At 54.0% G+C, this 19,952-nt stretch carries 17 protein-coding genes and 1 pseudogene; 6 read left to right on the forward strand and 12 right to left on the reverse strand.

Features of this window, described 5'->3' with window-relative positions; genetic code table 11:
- Positions 1 to 159: 159 nt before the first annotated feature.
- Positions 160 to 687: an IS630 family transposase gene (locus tag ACVBDQ_RS10985; RefSeq protein ID WP_150826324.1), complete on the forward strand. Its 528-nt coding sequence runs from the start codon at positions 160 to 162 to the stop codon at positions 685 to 687.
- 29 nt (positions 688 to 716) lie between these two features.
- Positions 717 to 1,889 (forward strand): annotated as a pseudogene (locus ACVBDQ_RS10990) (IS6 family transposase); the annotation flags it as partial.
- A 343-nt stretch (positions 1,890 to 2,232) separates the two neighbouring features.
- Here ACVBDQ_RS10990 and ACVBDQ_RS10995 read toward each other — a convergent pair.
- The 9 genes from ACVBDQ_RS10995 to ACVBDQ_RS11035 all read right to left on the reverse strand — a co-directional run bounded on the left by ACVBDQ_RS10995 (position 2,233) and on the right by ACVBDQ_RS11035 (position 12,015).
- Positions 2,233 to 2,646, reverse strand: a complete 414-nt coding sequence (locus tag ACVBDQ_RS10995) for an RDD family protein (protein ID WP_011229872.1) — start codon at positions 2,644 to 2,646, stop codon at positions 2,233 to 2,235.
- 286 nt (positions 2,647 to 2,932) lie between these two features.
- Positions 2,933 to 4,459 (reverse strand): PP2C family protein-serine/threonine phosphatase, encoded by a 1,527-nt coding sequence (locus ACVBDQ_RS11000; RefSeq protein ID WP_014194852.1) that lies wholly within the window; start codon positions 4,457 to 4,459, stop codon positions 2,933 to 2,935.
- 6 nt (positions 4,460 to 4,465) lie between these two features.
- Positions 4,466 to 4,798, reverse strand: coding sequence for an STAS domain-containing protein (locus ACVBDQ_RS11005; protein ID WP_011229870.1), 333 nt, complete (start codon positions 4,796 to 4,798; stop codon positions 4,466 to 4,468).
- A 17-nt stretch (positions 4,799 to 4,815) separates the two neighbouring features.
- Positions 4,816 to 5,220, reverse strand: a complete 405-nt coding sequence (locus ACVBDQ_RS11010) for an ATP-binding protein (protein WP_031212548.1) — start codon at positions 5,218 to 5,220, stop codon at positions 4,816 to 4,818.
- A gap of 244 nt (positions 5,221 to 5,464) precedes the next feature.
- A complete protein-coding gene (locus ACVBDQ_RS11015) occupies positions 5,465 to 7,117 on the reverse strand; it encodes a helix-turn-helix domain-containing protein (protein ID WP_042381020.1) in 1,653 nt (550 codons plus the stop codon).
- 214 nt (positions 7,118 to 7,331) lie between these two features.
- Entirely contained in the window at positions 7,332 to 8,741 is a 1,410-nt protein-coding gene (locus ACVBDQ_RS11020; RefSeq protein WP_023633790.1) for a phosphomannomutase/phosphoglucomutase, read from the reverse strand.
- Positions 8,692 to 9,807 carry a hypothetical protein gene (locus ACVBDQ_RS11025; protein ID WP_011229866.1) on the reverse strand — a complete coding sequence of 372 codons (1,116 nt, stop codon included), beginning with the start codon at positions 9,805 to 9,807 and terminating at the stop codon, positions 8,692 to 8,694. Before ACVBDQ_RS11025 ends, ACVBDQ_RS11020 begins: the two co-directional genes overlap by 50 nt.
- Positions 9,788 to 10,975: a glycosyltransferase family 4 protein gene (locus ACVBDQ_RS11030; RefSeq protein ID WP_446663220.1), complete on the reverse strand. Its 1,188-nt coding sequence runs from the start codon at positions 10,973 to 10,975 to the stop codon at positions 9,788 to 9,790. The genes ACVBDQ_RS11025 and ACVBDQ_RS11030 overlap by 20 nt, the downstream gene beginning before the upstream one ends.
- Positions 10,972 to 12,015 (reverse strand): nucleotidyltransferase family protein, encoded by a 1,044-nt coding sequence (locus tag ACVBDQ_RS11035; RefSeq protein ID WP_011229864.1) that lies wholly within the window; start codon positions 12,013 to 12,015, stop codon positions 10,972 to 10,974. The genes ACVBDQ_RS11030 and ACVBDQ_RS11035 overlap by 4 nt, the downstream gene beginning before the upstream one ends.
- Before the next feature lie 291 nt (positions 12,016 to 12,306).
- On the opposite strand from ACVBDQ_RS11035, the gene ACVBDQ_RS11040 reads away from it, so the two are divergent.
- Positions 12,307 to 13,488 (forward strand): Gfo/Idh/MocA family protein, encoded by a 1,182-nt coding sequence (locus ACVBDQ_RS11040; RefSeq protein ID WP_011229863.1) that lies wholly within the window; start codon positions 12,307 to 12,309, stop codon positions 13,486 to 13,488.
- A 229-nt stretch (positions 13,489 to 13,717) separates the two neighbouring features.
- Positions 13,718 to 14,482 carry a sporulation protein gene (locus ACVBDQ_RS11045; RefSeq protein ID WP_014194845.1) on the forward strand — a complete coding sequence of 255 codons (765 nt, stop codon included), beginning with the start codon at positions 13,718 to 13,720 and terminating at the stop codon, positions 14,480 to 14,482.
- Positions 14,483 to 14,654: 172 nt separating this feature from the next.
- Here ACVBDQ_RS11045 and rlmD read toward each other — a convergent pair whose 3' ends face one another.
- On the reverse strand, positions 14,655 to 16,043 hold the full coding sequence (rlmD, locus tag ACVBDQ_RS11050) for a 23S rRNA (uracil(1939)-C(5))-methyltransferase RlmD (RefSeq protein ID WP_446663221.1): 1,389 nt from the start codon (positions 16,041 to 16,043) through the stop codon (positions 14,655 to 14,657).
- A gap of 235 nt (positions 16,044 to 16,278) precedes the next feature.
- On the opposite strand from rlmD, the gene ACVBDQ_RS11055 reads away from it, so the two are divergent.
- Both ACVBDQ_RS11055 and ACVBDQ_RS11060 read left to right on the forward strand, forming a co-directional pair.
- Positions 16,279 to 16,695, forward strand: coding sequence for an Rrf2 family transcriptional regulator (locus tag ACVBDQ_RS11055; protein ID WP_011229860.1), 417 nt, complete (start codon positions 16,279 to 16,281; stop codon positions 16,693 to 16,695).
- Between the two features lie 83 nt (positions 16,696 to 16,778).
- A complete protein-coding gene (locus tag ACVBDQ_RS11060) occupies positions 16,779 to 17,654 on the forward strand; it encodes an SDR family oxidoreductase (RefSeq protein WP_011229859.1) in 876 nt (291 codons plus the stop codon).
- Between the two features lie 253 nt (positions 17,655 to 17,907).
- Here ACVBDQ_RS11060 and ACVBDQ_RS11065 read toward each other — a convergent pair whose 3' ends face one another.
- Positions 17,908 to 19,377 carry an alanine/glycine:cation symporter family protein gene (locus ACVBDQ_RS11065; protein ID WP_014194841.1) on the reverse strand — a complete coding sequence of 490 codons (1,470 nt, stop codon included), beginning with the start codon at positions 19,375 to 19,377 and terminating at the stop codon, positions 17,908 to 17,910.
- Between the two features lie 381 nt (positions 19,378 to 19,758).
- A complete protein-coding gene (locus ACVBDQ_RS11070; protein WP_014194840.1) occupies positions 19,759 to 19,923 on the reverse strand; it encodes a hypothetical protein in 165 nt (54 codons plus the stop codon).
- Positions 19,924 to 19,952: the final 29 nt, after the last annotated feature.

Below are 19,952 nucleotides of genomic sequence, written 5' to 3' on the forward strand. Positions count from 1 at the left end.
AAAATGAAAGTGCTCTTGCATGGGGGATCTCTCCTTTCGAATGTTGGGTGACACTTTCATTCTACTGGAGATCCGCCAGCAAGGGCTATTTTTATGCTTGATCAAGTTTATCTAGCACCACGGGTTTGAGAAACAGATCGACTTCCTAAAAAAAACTTAATGGATCCTGATTCGGTCTTGTTGTACCTTGATGAAACACATATCCGCTCTTACCATGTCTTGCGGTCCACATGGTCGGAAGTCGGCCGCCAAAAACAAGTGCCGACGTTCGGCCATCATGCCCACGTATCGCTGTTTGGCGCGGTCAACATCCACGATGGCGAAACGGTGCTTCATCAAACGACCGCTGCCAATGCCGCGACGTTCTTGGATTTCTTGAGAATGCTCAAACAGCGCTATTTAGACCGTCTCATGGTTTTGGTGTTGGATAACGCCCGCATTCACCATGCCAAAATGGTCAAGGAGTTTTTGCGGGAAGAAGGACAGTGTTTTCACTTTATTTACCTTCCTCCGTATTCTCCGCAACTGAACCCGATCGAACGCTTGTGGAAATGGCTGAAAGACACCGTGATCGCCAATGTGTTTCACAAAAATCGAAACGATATCGTCCAGGCCATTGCTCGGTTTGTCCACTACATCCACGAACGTCCGGAGGAAGTGCTGCAACGCTTAGGGTGTGCAGGATGAGAAGTTAACTCTTTATGTTGCATGTATATAAACACCGTGTTCCGGATTCGTTGACGTGTCCCCGTTGCCAGGCGCCGTCATCCTACCTGTACGCCAACAACGGCGGAAAAGGGCAGTACCAATGCAAAGTGTGCCAATGCCGGTTCAACCATCGAAATCGGTTCAAAAAGCAAGCGGTCTTTCGTTGCCCGCACTGCTTCCAAACGCTTGAGAAAATCAAAGAACGCAAGGACTACTACATCTACAAATGCAAGAACAACGACTGCCCGTTTTACCAAAAGAACCTTCGCCGGATGAGCCAAAAAGAACGCCAACGGTTCCAGCAGAACCCTCAAGCCTTCAAGGTGCGGTATCTGTTCCGTGAGTTTTTGTTTGACTTTCAACCATTGGCCCCATCGTCGCCGAAAAAGCCAAAGGTCGATTTGTCTCGTCTGGCGGTGTCGTCGCACACCCTCGGACTCGTGTTGACGTACTACGTTAACTATGGGATGTCCTCCAGACAGACAGCCGGAATCATGAAGGATGTGCATGGCGTGTCGATCTCCCATCAGACGGTGCTCAACTACGCCAATAGCGTCGCGCTCATGATTCAGCCATTTGTCGACCAGTTCCCGTACGAGCTGTCCGGCTCGTTCTGTGGGGATGAGACGTATATTCGCGTGAAAGGACGCTGGCATTACCTGTTTTTTATGTTTGATGCCGTGAAAAAAGTGGTGTTGTCGTATCGCGTCTCGCCCCACCGGGATGCGTTGTCGGCCATCCGCGCCATCGATGACGTCCTGCGAAAGCTGCCGTCCATCCCGGACGATTTGTCGTTCGTCGTCGACGGCAATCCCATTTACCTGCTGGCGCAGCACTTTTTTGCCCAGCACGGGATTCCGTTTGACGTCCGCCAAGTGATCGGACTGACCAATGAGGATCCGGTGTCCGAAGAGTTCCGCGCGCTCAAACAAATCATCGAGCGATTCAACCGGACGTTTAAAGGCAACTATCGGCCGACTCACGGATTTGGCGCGGAAGAAGGCTCGGTCTCCTTTGTCACGCTGTTTGTGGCGTATTTCAACTTCCTGCGCCCGCACGGTGCACTCGAAGGCCGGGTTCCTGTCGTCATCCCGGAGCTCGCCGATCTGCCCCATATGCCGGCCCGGTGGACGAAGCTGATCGCCATGGCTCAAGATTTCCTCCAACAAGAGGCAGCCTAACTTTTTTGTCCGCCGGAGCCCATGGATCAGAAGAACAGCCGGATTCGGCGAAGCGAACCCTTGACCAACCGAACCTCGTCAAAGGTAAAATTCGGTAAGGGCAAGGGCGGCTTTCCTATGCCCTCTTTTTTGTCCCCGTCGCCCTTGACGTCCCTTTCACACCTTTGGCGGGTGTTGGTCAAGGGCGAATCCGGCTCCAAGGATGCCTTACGATGCTCCATGGGATGGCGGATGTGGAGTTTTCATAAAACTTTTGACGCTACCTAAGTTATTACCTCAATAGATTAATTAATCTTTGTAAAAACAGCGGGCCTCCACTCGGAAGCCCGCCTTTTTCCATTGTTTACACCGTCGGTTTTTCCGTTGTCACATACGTCCCAGCGATAAAATCGTGAATCGACCGTTTGTCTTCTCTTGCAGCTACCATAATCGCACTAATAATGAGACCAATGCCAAACGTGATAAAGTATACGAGTCCGCCAACGAACGAGCGCAAAAACATCGTGCCGACCCCAACTTTTCCGCCGTTGACTTTCGCAATCCGGATGCCAAGCATCCGCTTGCCGACCGTATATCCGTACCAAACAGCCGGAACGATTAACGCGTAAAGGATGTTCGCTAATGACGTAAACCAGTTCGTTTCCCAACTGCCAGTGATGAAATAGCCGATGATCGAAATCGGAATGCCAACGACAATCGCATCCAACAAGTTAGCCAACAGCCGCTTCCAAAATCCAGCCGGATTCGTCACCGCCATATGTCTTCCCTCCTGTTGCCTTTTCTATATTGTATTCGCAATCAACAGCGTAATTGTCTTTATTTTAACCTGAATTGTGGAAAGGAATCTATACTATAGTTTGGTGTTTGCCGCCATTATTGGGCGGCAGGAGTGAATGCGTCTTTTCACGATCCGTAAAAAAGATAGCCCAAAAGGCCATTTTTGCAACCGAGACACAGTTGGCTGCCGTGCCGTTTCATACATAAAGAAAAAGCAGCTTGTGAAGCGGATCGATCATCCGAATACAGGCGGCTTTTCCCCTCGTTTAGCCAAGCTTGGCCACCACCGCCGAAAAATCGTCCGGAAGCGGCCCTTTTTGCGCAAAATGGCGGCGCAGATGGTCCAAAAGCACCTGCTCGTCCAATAAAATATGCGGCGTTAGCGCATCGCGGAACGCTTCAATCTTTTGCCGAACGGATCCCGCCCCCCCTTCAATCGCCCCGTCGGAATACAACACAAGCGTCGCCCCCGGCTCGTAGCGCAACCGGCCGCTGTCGACAAAAAGGCGCGGAAGCAGCCCGATCGGCGCGCAGCCGCGGTCCAACTCCGCCACCGTTCCGTCCGGTTGGAACAAAAACCCCGGCGGATGGCCGGCTGATGCATATTCAATCATCCGTTCCTTGACATCCACAAGAACATACACGGCGGTGAAATAATACGTCATCCGCCCGTTTTCATGGTACAACTGGCGCATATGGCGGTTCAACTCGCGAAACACTTCCGTCGGAACGATCCCTTTGCGGATGACGCCGTTTAAGAGCGAGCGGACCGACATGCAAATGAGTGAAGCCGCTGCCCCATGACCCATCACATCCATTAAAAAAATGCCGTACCGCTGTTTGTCGATCGGATACCAGGCGTACATATCGCCCCCCAGCTCCCGTGATGGGATGTACGTTCCGGCAATCTGGATTCCTTTGGCCGACAACGGCTTGCTCAACACGCGCTTTTGCACCTCGCGGGCCAGCCGCAAGTCATCTTTCATCGCTGCGATGTATGGGTTCTCATAAGTTGGACCGGCAAATAAAAACAAGTAAAAAGCGATTCCTCCATCATGGCCAGGCACAGCCCGCACCGTCGTCTGCCTGACATAGACCGAACCGTTTTTCCGCCGCCAGCGCACCCACCCCCTCCATTCTCCACTTTCCCCAGTTCCCGCTTGAATCACCTCATAAAGCCAGGCCTCGTAATAACCCGCGTAAAGCGTATGCAGCGGCTGACCGACAATCTCTACACCATGGCCAGTGATTTTTGTGAACGCCGGATTGACAAACTGAACGACAAACTGGCCATCGGTTACGAGCATCGCCTGTTCCATCGCTTTGTACACTTGTTCAGCGAGCTGCCGTTCATTCTCGTTTCGCTTTGCTTCTGTCAGATCAGCGACAACTCCGCTGACGAGCCTCACTTCCCCGAATTGGCCAAGCACAGGAAACGTCCGTTCAAGCACCCAGCGGACGGAGCCATCCCGCTGATTGATGATGCGATACGTTTGGGCACCCGCATCCGCCCCCGAAAGAAGCGACCATTTTCTTTCCGCCTTGGCGCGGTCATCCGGGTAGGACACTTTTGCCCATATGTCTTGATCGCGGTAAAAGTCGTCCGGAGGCAGGCCGTACAGCTGCTCGCATGATGACGAAATGAACAAGAGCCGCCTTTGTTCCGGCGCTGCGAGCCAATACACATAATCGCCCGGCCCAACGAATACATTCATTTTTTCCAAGCCGAGAAGCAACTCTCGCCACGCGAGGTGGTCATAACGTTGAACATGTTCCCAAAACCCATCCACCATAGAACGTCATTCTCCACTGAAATAATCCATGGCTTCCTTCTCTGTGGCAAATAGTTTGATAAACGAAGAAAATTTGACGATATGGAAAATTTCTGCAAGCGACCCTTCCACTCCGGCAATGACCAACTCTTTTTGTCGGGCTCTCGCCGCCATGACGCTGTCAGCGATGACCCCGAGTCCGGCGCTGTTAATGTATTTGACCCCCTCCATGTTGACGATCAATTGATCCGCCTGTTTGTCCAGCAACTTTTCCAGCGCTTGACGGAACGATTCGACATTGTTTAAGGTAATATCTTCTGCCCATGTCAGCGTGCAAATTGCCCCTTGTTTTGTCTCCATCTTGTTTCCTCCAATAGTCACTCTTTTTTTTTGCATTTGCACATGCAAAACAAGACGTTGTTTCCCGCTTGCTTCACGTATACATCGTCGACGATATGGGTGATCAGCTGCAGCCCCCTGCCGCGCGGCCCAGTGTTGACGACATCAGTTTGGGCTACGGAGAAGCATCCTCCTCGCTGTTTGACAATGATCATAAACTGTCTCGCATCAATTTTCCAAAATATCCTAAATGGCAGTTTTCTCGTTTTTTGACAATATTCATACGCATTCGTGCACGCTTCCTCTGTCGCGAGCCGAAGAAAAAGGCAATCGCGCGGCAAAAACCCCATTCTCTTCGCCAGTTCCTCGGTAATGTCCATCGCTTTTAAAATGTCCGCCGTTTTCACGATCGCCATCGTTCGGATCATGGCCTTGGGCTTCATCGGCATTCCCCTATCCTTGTTATGCTTATGCGCCGGCCAAAGCAACATGGCAGCTTTTCCACTATCCCACGTTCCAGCGCTGGGGAAAACGGATTCGAATGCTATTTTTCTCCTTTATTGTTCCATCTATCGAAAAATAGTTCTTATTTACTACAACTAATTATAATACAAAATGGGGTTCATTCCAATTTCCTACATCCAAAAAAAAAAGACATCATGGCACCCATCGTCCAATGATGTCCCCTTAGCGGCGCTGCCGGCGGTGGTTTAGTTGATACACAAGGGCGATCAACTGCGACCGGTCATTGACGCCAATTTTTTGAAAAATGTTCGTAATATGATTTTTCACGGTATGGACGCTAATGAACAACCGTTCTGAAATTTCGCGGTTGCTGCAGCCTTGAATGAGCAGCTCCAATACATCCATCTCCCGGGCTGTCAACTGCTCGGACAGCATGTCGATATTGACCGTCCCATCATTCCCACCGTGGGCCTTGCCGCTAATCATCATCACACCAATCGCGGCCAGCGCCGTCATATACACTTCCGCCTCTTTCGCTTCCCTTCCTTTCTTTATATGAACGGCGAGAACGCCATAGCGGCCATCGCCGACGAAAAACGGCACTTCCATCACCGATTTGCCCTCGACATCAAGCAACGCCGGCACCTCGCTTTTCGCCTTCTCGCCGTGACAGCCATAGCGACGGCAGACATCATCCCGATAACGAACGGCCATTTCTACGTCCATCGCTCCTTCGTGGACAACGGCTGTTTGGCCATCGCTAGACCATACCACGCAGACGAAATCGCCGTAAGCGAGCTCCGCGGCGAATTCGGCCATCATCCGGATGATTTCTTCCTCGTTCTGCACCATACGCATGGCCCGTCCAATTTCCATCAACATCGAAAGGCGCATCAAATGGCGGTCCATTTTCATATCGGCCTCTGTACATTTAGCCAGAAGCAGCCAATGTTGAACGAGGGCGGAGCCGACCGAACGAAGCGCCGCTGGCAGTGAAGAGGCCGCCTCGCTGCCGATCATGACCCATCCTTCCATTGTTTTCCCGTACATCGCCGGATACGCAATCATCGCTTTCGGGCGGATGCCATGGCGGACAAAAAAGGAAAAGCGTGGATCCAAAGCGGCATCTTGAACGTAAACCGAACGAAGCGGCGGCTTCGAAGACGAAAGCGGCGGAAACAACGCATCGATCATCTTGCCGCGCAGCTTTCCGGCCTTTTCCCCGCTTGCCGCCGCCACCATCCATCCTTGCGGACACTTGGCGATATACAACGCCATATCGACGCGTTCATCGAACGCCCGCAACTCAAAAAGCAGCTTGTCCACGTCCGCTAGGGCGGAGCTGTCCGTGACCACTGCTTCGAGCCGTTTTCCGTATTCACAGCATTGCTGCTTGCGGCGCTCGCCGCTGATTAATTCCCCGCATATGACCGCCATCTTTTCTATATCTTTTAACTTCGCTTCGACTGCCCGCGCCGGCAGCGCCACCGATCGTTCGATGGCTGACACCCACTTTCCGCCGGCTGCCAGCGGCTGTTCGCAAATGAGCCATTTCGTCTCTTCCTCGATAAACACGCCCGCCCAAATCCAATATTCCGCCTTCTCATCGACAAACACGGGAGCGACGATGCTTTTCATGCCAAAACGCCCGACCGGTACGACCGATGGACGCTGCCATCCGTCAATAACAAGTTCTCGCGGGCAGAAAAACGATGGCGCTTCCCTTTCAGCTGCAAACAAAACGAGCTCCGCCAGCTCGGTCATATTCGATACTTTCGTCACGGGAGCGCCGTGATCATCGACGATAAGCATGCTCAACTCCGTCAATGCCGCGTATGCATCTTGAATATATTGCAACGATTCACGGATCACCACGCCTTCAACTCTCCTACAACTCGTTTTTACCCCTATCTATTATGGACAAATAACTGGCAAGAAATCAAGCTTTAACCCCTGCGACAGCAAAAACAAACCGGCGCCGGCGGCCCGCACGAGATAGCGGGCGCCGCGCCGGAAAAGAGTTTTTGCGCCAAACAGAGCGCACCATCAAGAACAGGCCCAAGCATTTCGGGCAGCTTGGAAATGAACATCACCAATCGATGCACAATTCAAGAGCATGGAGACAATCAGCCAGTTGCCGCTTAATCTCCGCCAGCGCTTCCTCCGTCTTCGCTTCTGCGCGTAAGACGAGAATCGGCTGCGTGTTCGACGGCCGCACCAACCCCCAGCCTTCCGGGAACTGGATGCGGGCGCCATCGACGTCAACAACCGGATAGCGGCCAGCGAACCGGTTTTTCACCGCAGCAATGGCAGCTGGTTTTTTCTCTTCCGGACAAGCAACTCGCGTCTCCGGCGTCGCCGCGTACCGCGGCACATCGGCAAACCACTCGGACAGCGGGCGCTCATCGTGCGACAGTAATCGAAGCAGGCGCCCAGCGGCGTACAGTGCATCGTCATAGCCGTAAAACTCATCATTGAAGAACAAATGGCCAGACATTTCACCAGCAAACGGGATCTCCGGACGACGGCGCAACGTCGCTTTGACGTGCGAATGGCCGGTGCGATGGAAGAACGGTTTCCCGCCGAGCCGCTCAATTTCCTCAACAAGCGCTTGCGAACATTTCACTTCAACGGGCGCGTCGGCTCCCGGATAGCGCTTAAGAATCTCGCGCCAGAACAGCACCATCAGTTGGTCGCCCCAACGGATCGCACCCGTTTCATCCACAACCCCGATCCGATCACCGTCGCCGTCAAACGCGATGCCAAGATCAGCCTGCTCCTTGCGCACCATCTCAATCAAGGCCGTTAAGTTCTCCGGCACGACCGGGTCCGGATGATGGTTCGGAAACGTTGGATCGGATTCACAGTAAAGCGGGACGACATCGCATCCCCACTCTTTGAGCACTTGTGGCGCAATGATCGATGGGGTGCCGTTGCCGCAGTCGACGACGACCTTCAGCTTGCGCGGACCGAGTTGGATTTTCTCCTTCAACATATTGATATATGCCGGAGCAAGGTCCAACGTTTCCTCGCGCCCGCGCGCTGTTTCAGGCCGCGGCTGTTCCTGGCTGAGCCGCTCCATCGCCCGCCGCAACGCTTGGATGCGCTCGCCATAAATTGTCGTTTTTCCCATGGCGATTTTAAATCCGTTCTCATCCCCTGGGTTATGGCTGGCGGTGATGATCATGCCGCATGGAATGTTCGTGTAGTATAAGCTGTAGTAAAACATCGGCGTCGTCGAAAGCCCAATATCGACGACATCGCAGCCGCCATCGAGCAGCCCATCTTTGAGCGCCCGATGCAAGCCAGGCGATGATAGACGATTGTCATGACCGACAACCGCCCTCTTCTCGCCTTCCTTTTGCATCATGTCGGCAAAGGCCCGTCCGAGCCAATACGCGAACGACTCATCGAGCTCCTCTCCGGCTCGTCCGCGGATGTCGTATTCTTTAAACACGTGTGCCGGCCATGCGAACGGTTTCGTTGTTGACGTATTCATCGACAACCACCTCCACCGAAATCGATTGAGCGATTGCTGCTGTTAACAAGTACGACAATGTTGACTCCGCCCCCCGATTCGGGTTCGGGCCGTTCGGGCCAAGCCCGTCGCAGCAACTGCCGTCGCTTGGGTCGGCAAGCGGCGCGTTGCCGTCGTTTTGTCCGTAAAACCAAGCGAGGCAGCGGCGGACGACGCCGCGATAACGCTCGTCGTCCGTTGCCCAATACGCTTCGCGCGCCGCCAAAGCGAGCTTCATCACATCAAGCGGCTGTTGATCCCAATCGGCGCGGTAGCGGCGGCTGCACCAGCCGCGGTTGCCGACCGGACGGATGACACCTCCCGGTCCGCTCATTTTTTCAATAAGGAAAGCAAGGCTTTTTTCCGCCACTTCCTTCACCTCATCCCGAGGCGCGCGCCGATATGCCGTCCAAAGCGCCCACGGCAGCACCCCGTTGGCGTACGTCAACTCCGGCTCATACCAATACCAATCGTCGCCAGCATGCTCCCAATACGCCGCAAGCAGCCGCTGCTCAAGCCGTGCAGCCAAAGCTGCCACTTCCTCTTGATCGACGCCAAGCGGGCGTCCTTCTGTCAATAAGACGCCGCAAGTGGCCACCCCCCAGGCGACGCCGCGCAGCGAACGAAGCTCCCAAGCCGCCGGCATGGCCCGCCGCAACATATCTGCTGCCGCCTCGCGCCGCGCCGGATCGCTGAGGCGAACGTAAGCCAACGCCGTCGCCCAAAACGACCGCCCGAAGCAGTCGTCTGACGGCGTTTCCTCTTCTTTTGTCCGATCGAAGAAAAAGTTGTTATGGAACGTGCCATCATCGTTTTGCGCCCAAAGCAAAAACGCCAAATACCGGTCAAGCAAACGGTGCAGCCGCTCTTTCTCTCCTTTGTCTTCACATAGCGCCATCCATTCCAGGCACGCCCAGATGGCGCGGGCGTTGTCATCGGTCGAATAACCCTCGCGACGGCGCGGGATGCGGCCAAGGCTATGCTCAAGCAATCCGGTGTCGTCAGTCATGCGCTCGAGATGGTCGAACTTAATGACTGACGGTGCCAATGGTCTTCACCTCCCCACGTTTCGCGTCGCACATGCGCGCAAACAAGGCGACATGCTGTTCGCCGACGCGCGGCCAATGCGTGTTTGCCCCGATTTGGCGCACCTTTTCCTCCCATCGCTTCAGCGCCGCCTCGTCGGCCAACAGCTGCCCGAGCCGCTCTTCCCAGGCGGTCGTATCGCCATACGGCAACAACAGCTCTTCACAACCTTGCAACAAATCGCGCGCATGCTCATACGGCGTCGAAACGACCGGACGGCCGACGCCGACCGCATAGGCAAGCGTGCCGCTTGTGATTTGCTGCATGCCCGGGTAGGGAGTGACGTATAGGTCGCATGCCGTCAAATAATCAATCAGCTCTTCCTCGCTGAAATACCGGTCCTCCATGCGAACATGGCCATCGAGCCCGAGCCGATGAATCAACGCTTTCAGCTCATCGCGGTACGCCTCCCCTTCCCGCTTTTTCACTTCTGGGTGCGTCTGTCCGGCAATGACATACAGCGCTTCCGGCACCTTGCGCACGACGCCCGGCAATGCGGCCAAGACCGATTCAACCCCTTTGCCGCGGCTTAGAAGCCCGAACGTCAACATCACTTTGCGGCCGCTGAATCCGAGGCGGCGGCGAAGCGAATCGCGATTTTCGCTGCTTGGGCCTGGAGCACCGTGCGGAATGTAGACAATTTTTTCTTCCGGCAAGCCAAACGCTTTGACCAAATACGGGATCGCCTGCCGGTTCATGACGATGATCGCATCGCTTGCCGCCGCGATTTTCCCTTGAATCGGGCGATACGGCAACGGCGGGTCGGCAAACACCGTATGGAACGTCGTTACGAGCGGTTTTTCTAGCGCTGCGATGAAATCAAGAATGTATTCGCCCGCCTCGCCGCCGAAAATGCCAAATTCATGCTGCAGGACGACAACATCGATGTCGCTCTCATTCACCCGTTTCGCCATTTCGGCATACGCCGTGCGGTTTTGCGCCGGGAGCGGCCAATACGCCGGGTTGTGGCGATAGGCGTCATCGCCGTCGCTTTCGTTGTACAACACGATGACGCGGTCGCCATCGGACGGTCCGCGGACGCCGTCAATACTTTGCCGCAAATGTTCCGTAAACGTCGCCAGCCCGCACCGCCGCGGCGGGTACGTGCTGACGTAGGCAATTCGAATCATGCTTGCACCGCCTCCTTAAACTGGTTGATGATTGAATCCTCGAACACTTCTCCCGCCGGCGTCACCGTCCGATAGCCGAAAATGCTGTTTTGCAAACGGCTGCGGTCACGAATGACAGAGCGGTCCCAAACGATTGTCTGCGCGCAATGGACGCGGGCGCCAATTTGGCAGCGGTCGCCGATGACCGCATTTGGGCCAATGACAGCCTGCGGACCGATTTTCACGTGGTCGCCGATGAGCACAGGCGGCACAAACAAGACGCCAGACCCAATCTCCACGTTTTCACCAACAAACACGCCCGGTTGAATTTCACGTCCTTTGAGCGGAATCGGAAACTCCCGGCTCAACGCATCCCAATGCACTTGGCGGTAGCGGGCCGGCGTCCCCATATCACGCCAGTATCCGGTGCTGACGATGCCATATACACCGACATTCTTCTCGATCAGCAGCGGGAATGTTTCACGCTCGATCGACACTTCCCGCTCAGCCGGAATATAACGCATCACGTCCGGCTCGAAAATATACATGCCGGCATTGATGCGGTTCGATGGCGCTTCTTCGCGGCGCGGCTTTTCGACAAAGCGTAAAATTTGCCCACGATCGTCTTGTTCGACCACCCCATAGGAAGAAGGATCGTCTACTTCCGTTAAGACAATCGTCGCCAAACCGCCATGTTGACGATGGAAATCAAGCAGCGGGATCAATTGCGGCAAATGCACAATGTCGGCGTTAAACACGAGAAACCGTTCCTTCAGCCAGCGCTCGGCGTTTTTGATCGCCCCAGCCGTTCCGAGCGGGAACGGTTCGAGCGCGTATGTAATCTTGACGTTCCAGCGCTTCCCATCTTCGAAATAGCGACGGATCACTTCTGAACAATGATGTGCGGCGATGACAAATTCGTTGACTCCTTGGTCGCGAAGATGAACGATGAGGTGTTCAAGCCATGGCCGGTTCGCAATCGGGGCCATCGGTTTGGGGATGTTTTCGGTCAATGGACGAAGACGCGTACCTAATCCTCCTGCCAGCAACAATGCTTTCATTTCGTCATCCCTCCATATCTTTTTTTCACAAAAATAGACACCTTTTTTGACGGATGAACGAGAAAATGAAAGTAGTTCATAGATTGCTAGCACTCGGCTGCGATGGTTGCTAATAATAATATACATAATATTCCTCCTTCTATGCAAGCGAAATAATTGTCGGATGGTGTCGATGAGGAATGATTGATGCTTGCAAATTTCAAAACTTTCATTTTCTCGTTCTTCTTTTTCTTTGCGGTATAATGAGTATCGTTAATGCTATATATATGTGAGGGAGGAGGAGAATACGCCATGATTTCTTCATCATCTTTCCGTTACCATGTTGGCATTGCCGGTGCCGGCGCATTCGCTGAATTTCTCGCCGGCGCGCTCGCCCCGCTTCCTTCCTTCCATCTCGCCGCTGTCGCCGGGCGGACGGACGAAAAACGCCAGCGCGTCATCGACGCCTATCGCCGCCGTCAGGCACAGGCGGGCGACGTGCGCGAATACCGCGAAGCTGAAGAATTGATCGTTGACCCGCATGTTGACATCGTCATTCTCACCACCCCGCCGCATTTGCACGCCCCGCTTGCCAAGCGGGCGCTTGAGGAAGGCAAACATGTGTTGCTTGAAAAGCCAGGCGGCCTCACCGCCGAGGCGCTGCGGGCGAACATCCAGCTCGCCGCCCGCCAAAACCGGGCGTTGGCGGTCAATCTCGTCCTTCGCTACCACCCGCTCGCAGAAGCCGTCAAGCAACTCATCCACCGCGCGTTTCTTGGCCCAGTGGACTACGCAAGCCTTCACAACGCGGCTCACCGTGTCGCGGAAGGCCATTGGTTTTGGGACGAGCGGCGAAGCGGCGGCATCCTGATCGAGCACGGCGTCCACTTTTTTGAAGTCGGACGCGACTGGTTTGGCGAAGCGGCTTCCGCACGCGGATTCGCGTTGCGAGAACCAGACGGCACACGGCCGCGCGTCGGCGCTACGGTGATTCATGAAAGCAACGGCTGGCGCATCCCCGTCCATTATTACCACGGCTTTACGATGGACCCCGCCGCTTCGGAATCGACGCACTGGGACATTCATACGGCACGCGGGCGCATCGTGCTTGAAGGCTGGATTCCGACGCAGCTATCCGTCTCCGGCCTCGTCTCAACCGATGAGGCAGCGCATATGGACGCTTTGCTTGATGCCATTCCGAAACAACCGTCCTCCCGCGCCATCGAACAAGTCAGGCAAGCGGCCAACCGCCTGTTGCCGTCGGTTCCACGGTCAGACGCCCCGCGCATCCCGTACGAGCGCACCGTGGTGCTCTCGGACCGCCACGGGTGGTACGAAGCGATTGCCCAAACGCGCTTTCTTGATTTTTGCCGTTTGATCGAGAACCCGAGCTGGCGCGTCCTCGTCACTGCCGAAGACGCCGCCGCCGACCTCGCTTTGGCGGAAGCGTGCACCGTTGCAGATGAAGAAACCGATCCGCTCGGCATCCGTTAACACAACGAAACAAAAAGGAAAGGTGTCCCAAAAAGATCGGGGCACCTTTTTTGATTGCCGTATATAATTGTTAAAAAGCAATATATTGCGTTTCGCTTCTTGAACATCGCCCTTTGGCGTCAGACTCTTGGCGGGACGGTATCGTTCCCACCTTTTTAATTAAGAAGGACGGAACCTTTTCACCAGGCGCTCCGTATTCTCAACTGAAATCGATGACAAGGAGGAGAACTTGTTGTTCAAAAAACTGTTAAGTTCTATCGGCATCGGAGCAGCCACTGTTGATACGAAATTAGCGAAAGCGCAATATGTCCAAGGCGAAACAGTCGAAGGGATTGTCGACATTCGCGGCGGCAGCATCGAGCAGCATATCGACGAAATTTACTTAGCGTTAGTGACGACCTACCTTCGAGAAATCGATGATAAGAAACACGAGGAAAAAGCGGTGCTGGCAAGGTACAAAGTAAGCGGCTCGCTGACGATTGGGCCGAACGAAACGAAAACGATCCCGTTTCAATTCGCCTTGCCGTACGACGTGCCCGTCACGCTCGGCTCTTCGCGGGTATGGCTGCAAACCGGCCTTGACATTAAAATGGCGCTCGACCCGCAAGACCGCGACCATCTCGCCATCGAACCGCACCCGCTCGTCGCCGCGTTTCTCGAGGCAGCCCGCCAATTAGGATTCCGCCTCCACCATGTGCAGTGCGAACAAGCGCCGCGCTATTGGCAACGGCGGTTGCCGTTTGTCCAAGAGTTTGAATTCAAGCCGGCAAGTGGACCGTTCAAAGGCTGTCTTGATGAATTGGAAGCGATCTTCTTTTTGTCTGAAAACAGCGTAGAAGTCTTGCTGGAAATCGACCGCAAGGCACGTGGACTTTCTGGGTTGTTCGCAGAGGCGCTCGATATGGACGAGACGTTTGTCCGGTTCACATACGGCACAGGCGACATCCCGGCATTGCCGCAATTACTGGCAGATGCGATCCAGAAGTACAGTTAGACGGAAAAAACGAAAAGGGCCGTCCGCCATCTTTTTCCTTCCGCTTCTGAAGTTTGTAGGTGGGGCATAGGTTGCACATCTATCCCTGTAAATGATTTCTATTTGTTTCAAAAAAGGATGGCAAAAGCAATAAATCCCGTTTCTCCCTATCCGAGAAACGGGATTCCTTCCATCATGATCCCCGAACAAGCAACGCACAGCACTCGACATGGGCCGTATGCGGAAACATGTCCACCGGCTGGACGGTTTTCAATGTATAGCCGAACGGGACTAGCTCCGTAATGTCTGACGCAAACGTCTCCGGATTGCATGAGACATACACAACCCGCTTCGGCCGCGCCCGGCCGATTTTGCGCATCACCTTCCCGCCCGCCCCCGAACGTGGAGGATCCAAAAGCAGCAGCTCCGGCCGCCCGAACTGTTCCAACACTTCATCAATCCCGCGTCTTGCATCCCGAGCCAAAAAGTACGTATTATCAATGCCGTTGTCCTTCGCATTTCGCTTCGCCGACTCAATCGACGTTTCAACAATTTCAATGCCAGCTAACGCTTTGACCCGTTTCGCAAATGGCAGGGAAAACGTCCCGACTCCGCAAAAGAGGTCGATCATGTTTTCATGAGGCTGCGGTTTGCCCATCTCCAACGCCAGTTCAACCAATTTGGCCGCCTGCACTGGGTTTGTTTGAAAAAACGTATCAAACCAAAGGCGGTAGCGGAAGCCGCACAATTCATCGTAAATGAAATCACGTCCGGCCAACACATGGGTTTGTTCCGCTTGGGTGCGGTCCGCCCACGCCCGATTCTCGAGCCAAAGCAAACTTTTCACTTGCGGGAGCATTTTGGTGATCCGCTCCGTCAAATCGGCCGCCGCTTCTTTCAGATCCCCTTCCGGCGCCTCGGTCGCAAAGAGCGCCACCATCACCTCTCCTGTCGCAAACGACTCGCGCACCATGACGTGGCGAAGCAGCCCTTCGTGGGTATCTTTGTGATAACCAGGCAGCTGATGATCGCGCGCCCAACGCGCCACCTCCATGGCCGCTTTGACGATCTTCTCGCCGGCAATGAGGCATGTCTCCAACGAAATGACTTGCCGGAAGTTCCCTCGCTCGTGCAGTCCAAGCAACCCTTCCGGAGAAAACGTAAACTCCATTTTATTGCGGTAATGCCACGGATGTTCCATGCCAATCGTATCGCGGACAACGCCAGGGTCAAATCCGTGCTCTTTCAAGAGCGTCTTGACATGCTCCGTTTTATGGCGCAGCTGCCCTTCATAGCGCCAGTGCTGCCAGACACAGCCGCCACAGCGGTCAAAGTGCGGACACGAAGGCGCAAGCCGTTCCGGATGCGGCTCGATCACTTCTTCCACTCGGGCATGGGCCCTCCGGCGTTTCGGCCAATCGATCAAAACCCGCACCTTTTCACCAGGAAGCGTGGACGGAACAGTGAGTTTGAGCTTTTTTCTCCTCCCTTCTTCTTCCTGCCAAACGACCGCTTGTCCCGCTCCTTTTTTATCCAACTGATGAATGTCCGTAATGAACGATTGTTTTCCGCTGTCTGTCAATGGCTTTCCTCCTTCCGAGATGAACGATGTTGTCACCCTTTATGTATTGTACACGATCAGCGGGCGAATCCAAAGCACCTTTCCGTCACGGCGTCAACCCCTCTTCTCTCCGGCGCGGCCTTTGGCGGGGATTTATCCCTTTCCGACCGGAAGCACGATTGATCCAAAACGGCCAGCACCAAAGTTGACTTTTCCTGAAGATATAACTATAATGGTTACAACGGTGGTGTTTTACGTGAAACAAATTAGCACACGATTTTCGATGGCCGTGCACATCCTTTGCTTGCTTGCGACCAGCCCGGCCGATTGCACCGGAGATTTCATCGCGCAGAGCGTCAATACAAACCCTGTCATCATCCGTCGAATTATGGGCATGTTAAAAAAAGCGGGGTTGGTTGACGTCCGCCCCGGAGTCGGCGGCGCTTCGCTACGCAAACCTCCCGACCAAATCACGCTGTTAGACGTGTATCGGGCCGTCGGTGTCGTGGAAACGGATCAACTGTTTCGCATCCATGAACATCCGAACATTCAGTGCCCGGTCGGGCGGAATATCGAGGCGGTTCTGCAAGCCGAACTGAAAGCGGCGCAGGCGGCCATGGAAGAGCGGCTTTCGCAAACGACGATCAGCCGGCTGATCGCTCAATTTCAATAATAAAAGCTCTTAACAGGGCTTTTATTTATACATCGGTTGTAACCAAACTGGTTATAACAAAACAAATGAGGAGGTCTAGGCGTATGAACATATTAGTCACCGGGGCAACCGGAAAATTAGGAACGAAAGTCGTCGAAACGCTGTTGAAATCCGTGCCGGCTCACCAGCTGGCCGTCAGCGTCCGCCAGCCGGAAAAAGCCGAACATCTTCGGGCCCGCGGAGTCGACGTTCGCCATGGCGATTTTGACCGCCCCGAAACGTTGGAGACAGCCTTTCAAGGGATTGACCGGCTGTTGATCATCTCCACCGACGGAGACAACGAAACAAGAATCCGCCAGCACACAAATGCCGTCAACGCCGCCCAACGCGCCCAAGTCGGATTCATTGCGTACACAAGCCTGGCGAATGCGAATGAAAGCCGGCTCGCCTTGGCCGAAGTGCATCGGGTGACGGAAGAAGCCATCGCAAACACCGGCATTCCGTACTCCTTTTTGCGCAACAACTGGTATTTGGAAAACGAAATCGGAACCGTTCAAGCCGTCCTCGCCGGGGCGCCTTGGGTGACATCAGCCGGGACAGGCAAAGTCGGCTGGGCCCTTCGCCAAGACTACGCCGAAGCCGCCGCTGCCGTCCTCGCCGGAGATGGCCATGAAAACACAATTTACGAACTTTCCGGCCCCCTCATGACCCAAGAAGAACTCGCCGCCGCCCTCGGCGCCGTCTTAGGCAAAGACGTGCCGGTGCAACAAGTCAACGATGCTGCCTATGCTGATATCATGAAAAAGGCTGGTTTGCCCGATCCGCTCGTGTCGTTTCTCGTGGACATTCAACGCGGCATCCGCGAAGGCTCCTTAGAAATCGAAAGCAACGACTTTGAAAAACTGCTCGGCAGACCGGTGACGCCGATTCACGACGCGCTGGCCCAACTTGTTCGTGACCTAAAGGGAACAACCCATTAATTTCCACAAAAACCGGCCCTGCGGCCGGTTTTTTTACGAAACAAACTTCCTCCCCCTCTCCCCTTTTCCATCTTCCCGACCGCCATCCCCGTCAGCTCATCAACCGTTTCGTCATCATCTCCTGTTTCCAACTTTTTTTCAATATCTGCTTTGCCTAACAGGATTCCAAAGCGGCCATTCCCAGGATGCCGGACGCACAAAAACGGTGTCCCGAACGCAGCGGGACACCTCCAACTCTACAACGTATGATGGCTTATAACGCTTGTTCCTTCTTTTCGTCCACTCTCGTATACCCATTTTCCCAAAATGTCGCGTTCTTGATCCCGTATTTTGACGCATTGAATTCCGGATCCTTGCCTTGCTTCAGCTGCTCCTCATAATCTTTTAGCGCAATATAGGCCGGTTTAAACAACAACAAGATCGCGATCAAGTTGAGCCACACCATGATGCCAAGCCCGATGTCGCCCATCGCCCATGCCGTTGTCGCCGTTTTGACCGTTCCATAGAAAGTGGCGGCCAAAAAGATCACTTTGAGGGCAAAGAAGGCCGTTCCCCTCTTTTCACCGCGCACAAGATAGGCGAGGTTCGTCTCGGCAATATAGTAATAGGCGTACATCGTGGTAAAGGCGAAGAAGAACAGAGCGATCGCGATAAAGGCCGAGCCAAACCCCGGGAAGAGGGTGTCCACCGCCGCTTGCGTATACCCTGCGCCCGGTTCTACCCCTTCAAGGTTGACGACAATCGGCTCCTTGGTTTTTTCATTAATGACATTATACTGGTTAGTAAATAAAATCATCAGTGCCGTCGCCGTCACGACCAAGAACACGTCCAAATAGATCGAAAACGCCTGCACAAGCCCCTGCTTCGCCGGGTGGGACACTTCCGCCGCCGCTGCCGGGTGGGCGCCCGTCCCTTGCCCCGCTTCATTCGCATAAAGGCCGCGTTTGACCCCCCACATCACCGCCGAACCAAGAATGCCGCCAAACACTTGATCAGCGCCAAACGCGCTTTTGAAAATCAAACCAAACACATCCGGGACTTTCTCAATATTGGCCGCAATAATGGCAATCGCGACCAACAAATAGCCAACTGCCATAAACGGAACGACAATTTCCGCCGTTTTGGCGATCCGCTTCACTCCTCCAAAAATCGTAAAGCCAAGAACAGCGATCACGAAAATTCCCGTCACCAATTTCGGAATGCCAAACGCATTCGAAAACCCATCCGCGATCGAATTCGCTTGAATCCCCGGCATCAATACCGCCATGGAGAGAATGATCGCCCCGGCAATCACAACCGCAAACCATTTCCAGCCAAGGCCTTTTTCAATGTAGAACGCCGGACCGCCGCGGTATTGTCCGTCTTGTTCCTCTTTATAAATTTGCGCCAGCGTCGACTCGACATACGCCGTCGCCGCTCCGATAAAGGTGATCACCCACATCCAAAAGACCGCGCCCGGCCCCCCGTACGCAATCCCCGTCGCCGTCCCAGCGACGTTCCCAACGCCAATGCGGCCGGACAACGACATCGTCAACGCCTGGAAAGAAGACACCCCGGCCTCAGAGCCCTTCCCCGTCGTCACAAGCCGGATCATCTCTTTCACGTGGCGGATTTGCAGGAAGCGGGTGCGAATGCTAAAATACAAACCACAACAGACAATAAAAGCAATTAAGAAAGGGCTCCACAGCCACCCGTTCACCGTTTCCACGAGCTTTTCAATCAATCCAATCCCTCCTATGCCAGCTGATTACTTTTGTTGTATAACACATAACCAAATAATATTATAAATACTACACACTTCTGCTTCAATAATTTTTTTATATATCATTCTTTTCTGCATTTTCTTTATATCCCCTACACTTTTCCTTGTGCAAAAAAATGAATCACTTTCTTCGTTGTTTTTTTAAAATAACTACCAAACCAAAAAATGGTAGATGAAGCAAGGCGGGTGAACCCGCCCTGAACGGCCGCCTCCCCTTGCAGCAGGGTCCCAGTCCTTGAGGCCTTTAAGCACGAGCCCCATCTTCTCCGAATGATTCCCTCCCGAAGCGCCGCAAACGCAAAGCCGAACACACAGAACAGCGTGTTCGGCTTTGGCTTTCCGTTACATATAACCGATGAGAAACACGACAAAACCCGCTAATCCGACCGATGCTATGAAGAGACCAAAGGCGATCCGTTTGGCGGCTTTGCTCTTTTGGACAACGCCATACACGAACAACACGATCGACATGATCAACAAAAGCAAAATGAGAGACGAAATGCTCACGTTCAGCGCTCCTTATCATGCACTGCCCC

Source organism: Geobacillus sp. CCR (assembly GCF_052906625.1).

What these genes read in the sequence shown, in the direction of transcription:
- ACVBDQ_RS10985 (WP_150826324.1), top strand. Translation starts at nt 160, where the DNA reads ATGGATCCTGATTCGGTCTTGTTGTACCTTGATGAAACACATATCCGC.
- ACVBDQ_RS10995 (WP_011229872.1), bottom strand. Translation starts at nt 2,646, where the DNA reads ATGGCGGTGACGAATCCGGCTGGATTTTGGAAGCGGCTGTTGGCTAAC.
- ACVBDQ_RS11000 (WP_014194852.1), bottom strand. Translation starts at nt 4,459, where the DNA reads ATGGTGGATGGGTTTTGGGAACATGTTCAACGTTATGACCACCTCGCG.
- ACVBDQ_RS11005 (WP_011229870.1), bottom strand. Translation starts at nt 4,798, where the DNA reads ATGGAGACAAAACAAGGGGCAATTTGCACGCTGACATGGGCAGAAGAT.
- ACVBDQ_RS11010 (WP_031212548.1), bottom strand. Translation starts at nt 5,220, where the DNA reads ATGAAGCCCAAGGCCATGATCCGAACGATGGCGATCGTGAAAACGGCG.
- ACVBDQ_RS11020 (WP_023633790.1), bottom strand. Translation starts at nt 8,741, where the DNA reads ATGAATACGTCAACAACGAAACCGTTCGCATGGCCGGCACACGTGTTT.
- ACVBDQ_RS11030 (WP_446663220.1), bottom strand. Translation starts at nt 10,975, where the DNA reads ATGATTCGAATTGCCTACGTCAGCACGTACCCGCCGCGGCGGTGCGGG.
- ACVBDQ_RS11035 (WP_011229864.1), bottom strand. Translation starts at nt 12,015, where the DNA reads ATGAAAGCATTGTTGCTGGCAGGAGGATTAGGTACGCGTCTTCGTCCA.
- ACVBDQ_RS11040 (WP_011229863.1), top strand. Translation starts at nt 12,307, where the DNA reads ATGATTTCTTCATCATCTTTCCGTTACCATGTTGGCATTGCCGGTGCC.
- ACVBDQ_RS11060 (WP_011229859.1), top strand. Translation starts at nt 16,779, where the DNA reads ATGAACATATTAGTCACCGGGGCAACCGGAAAATTAGGAACGAAAGTC.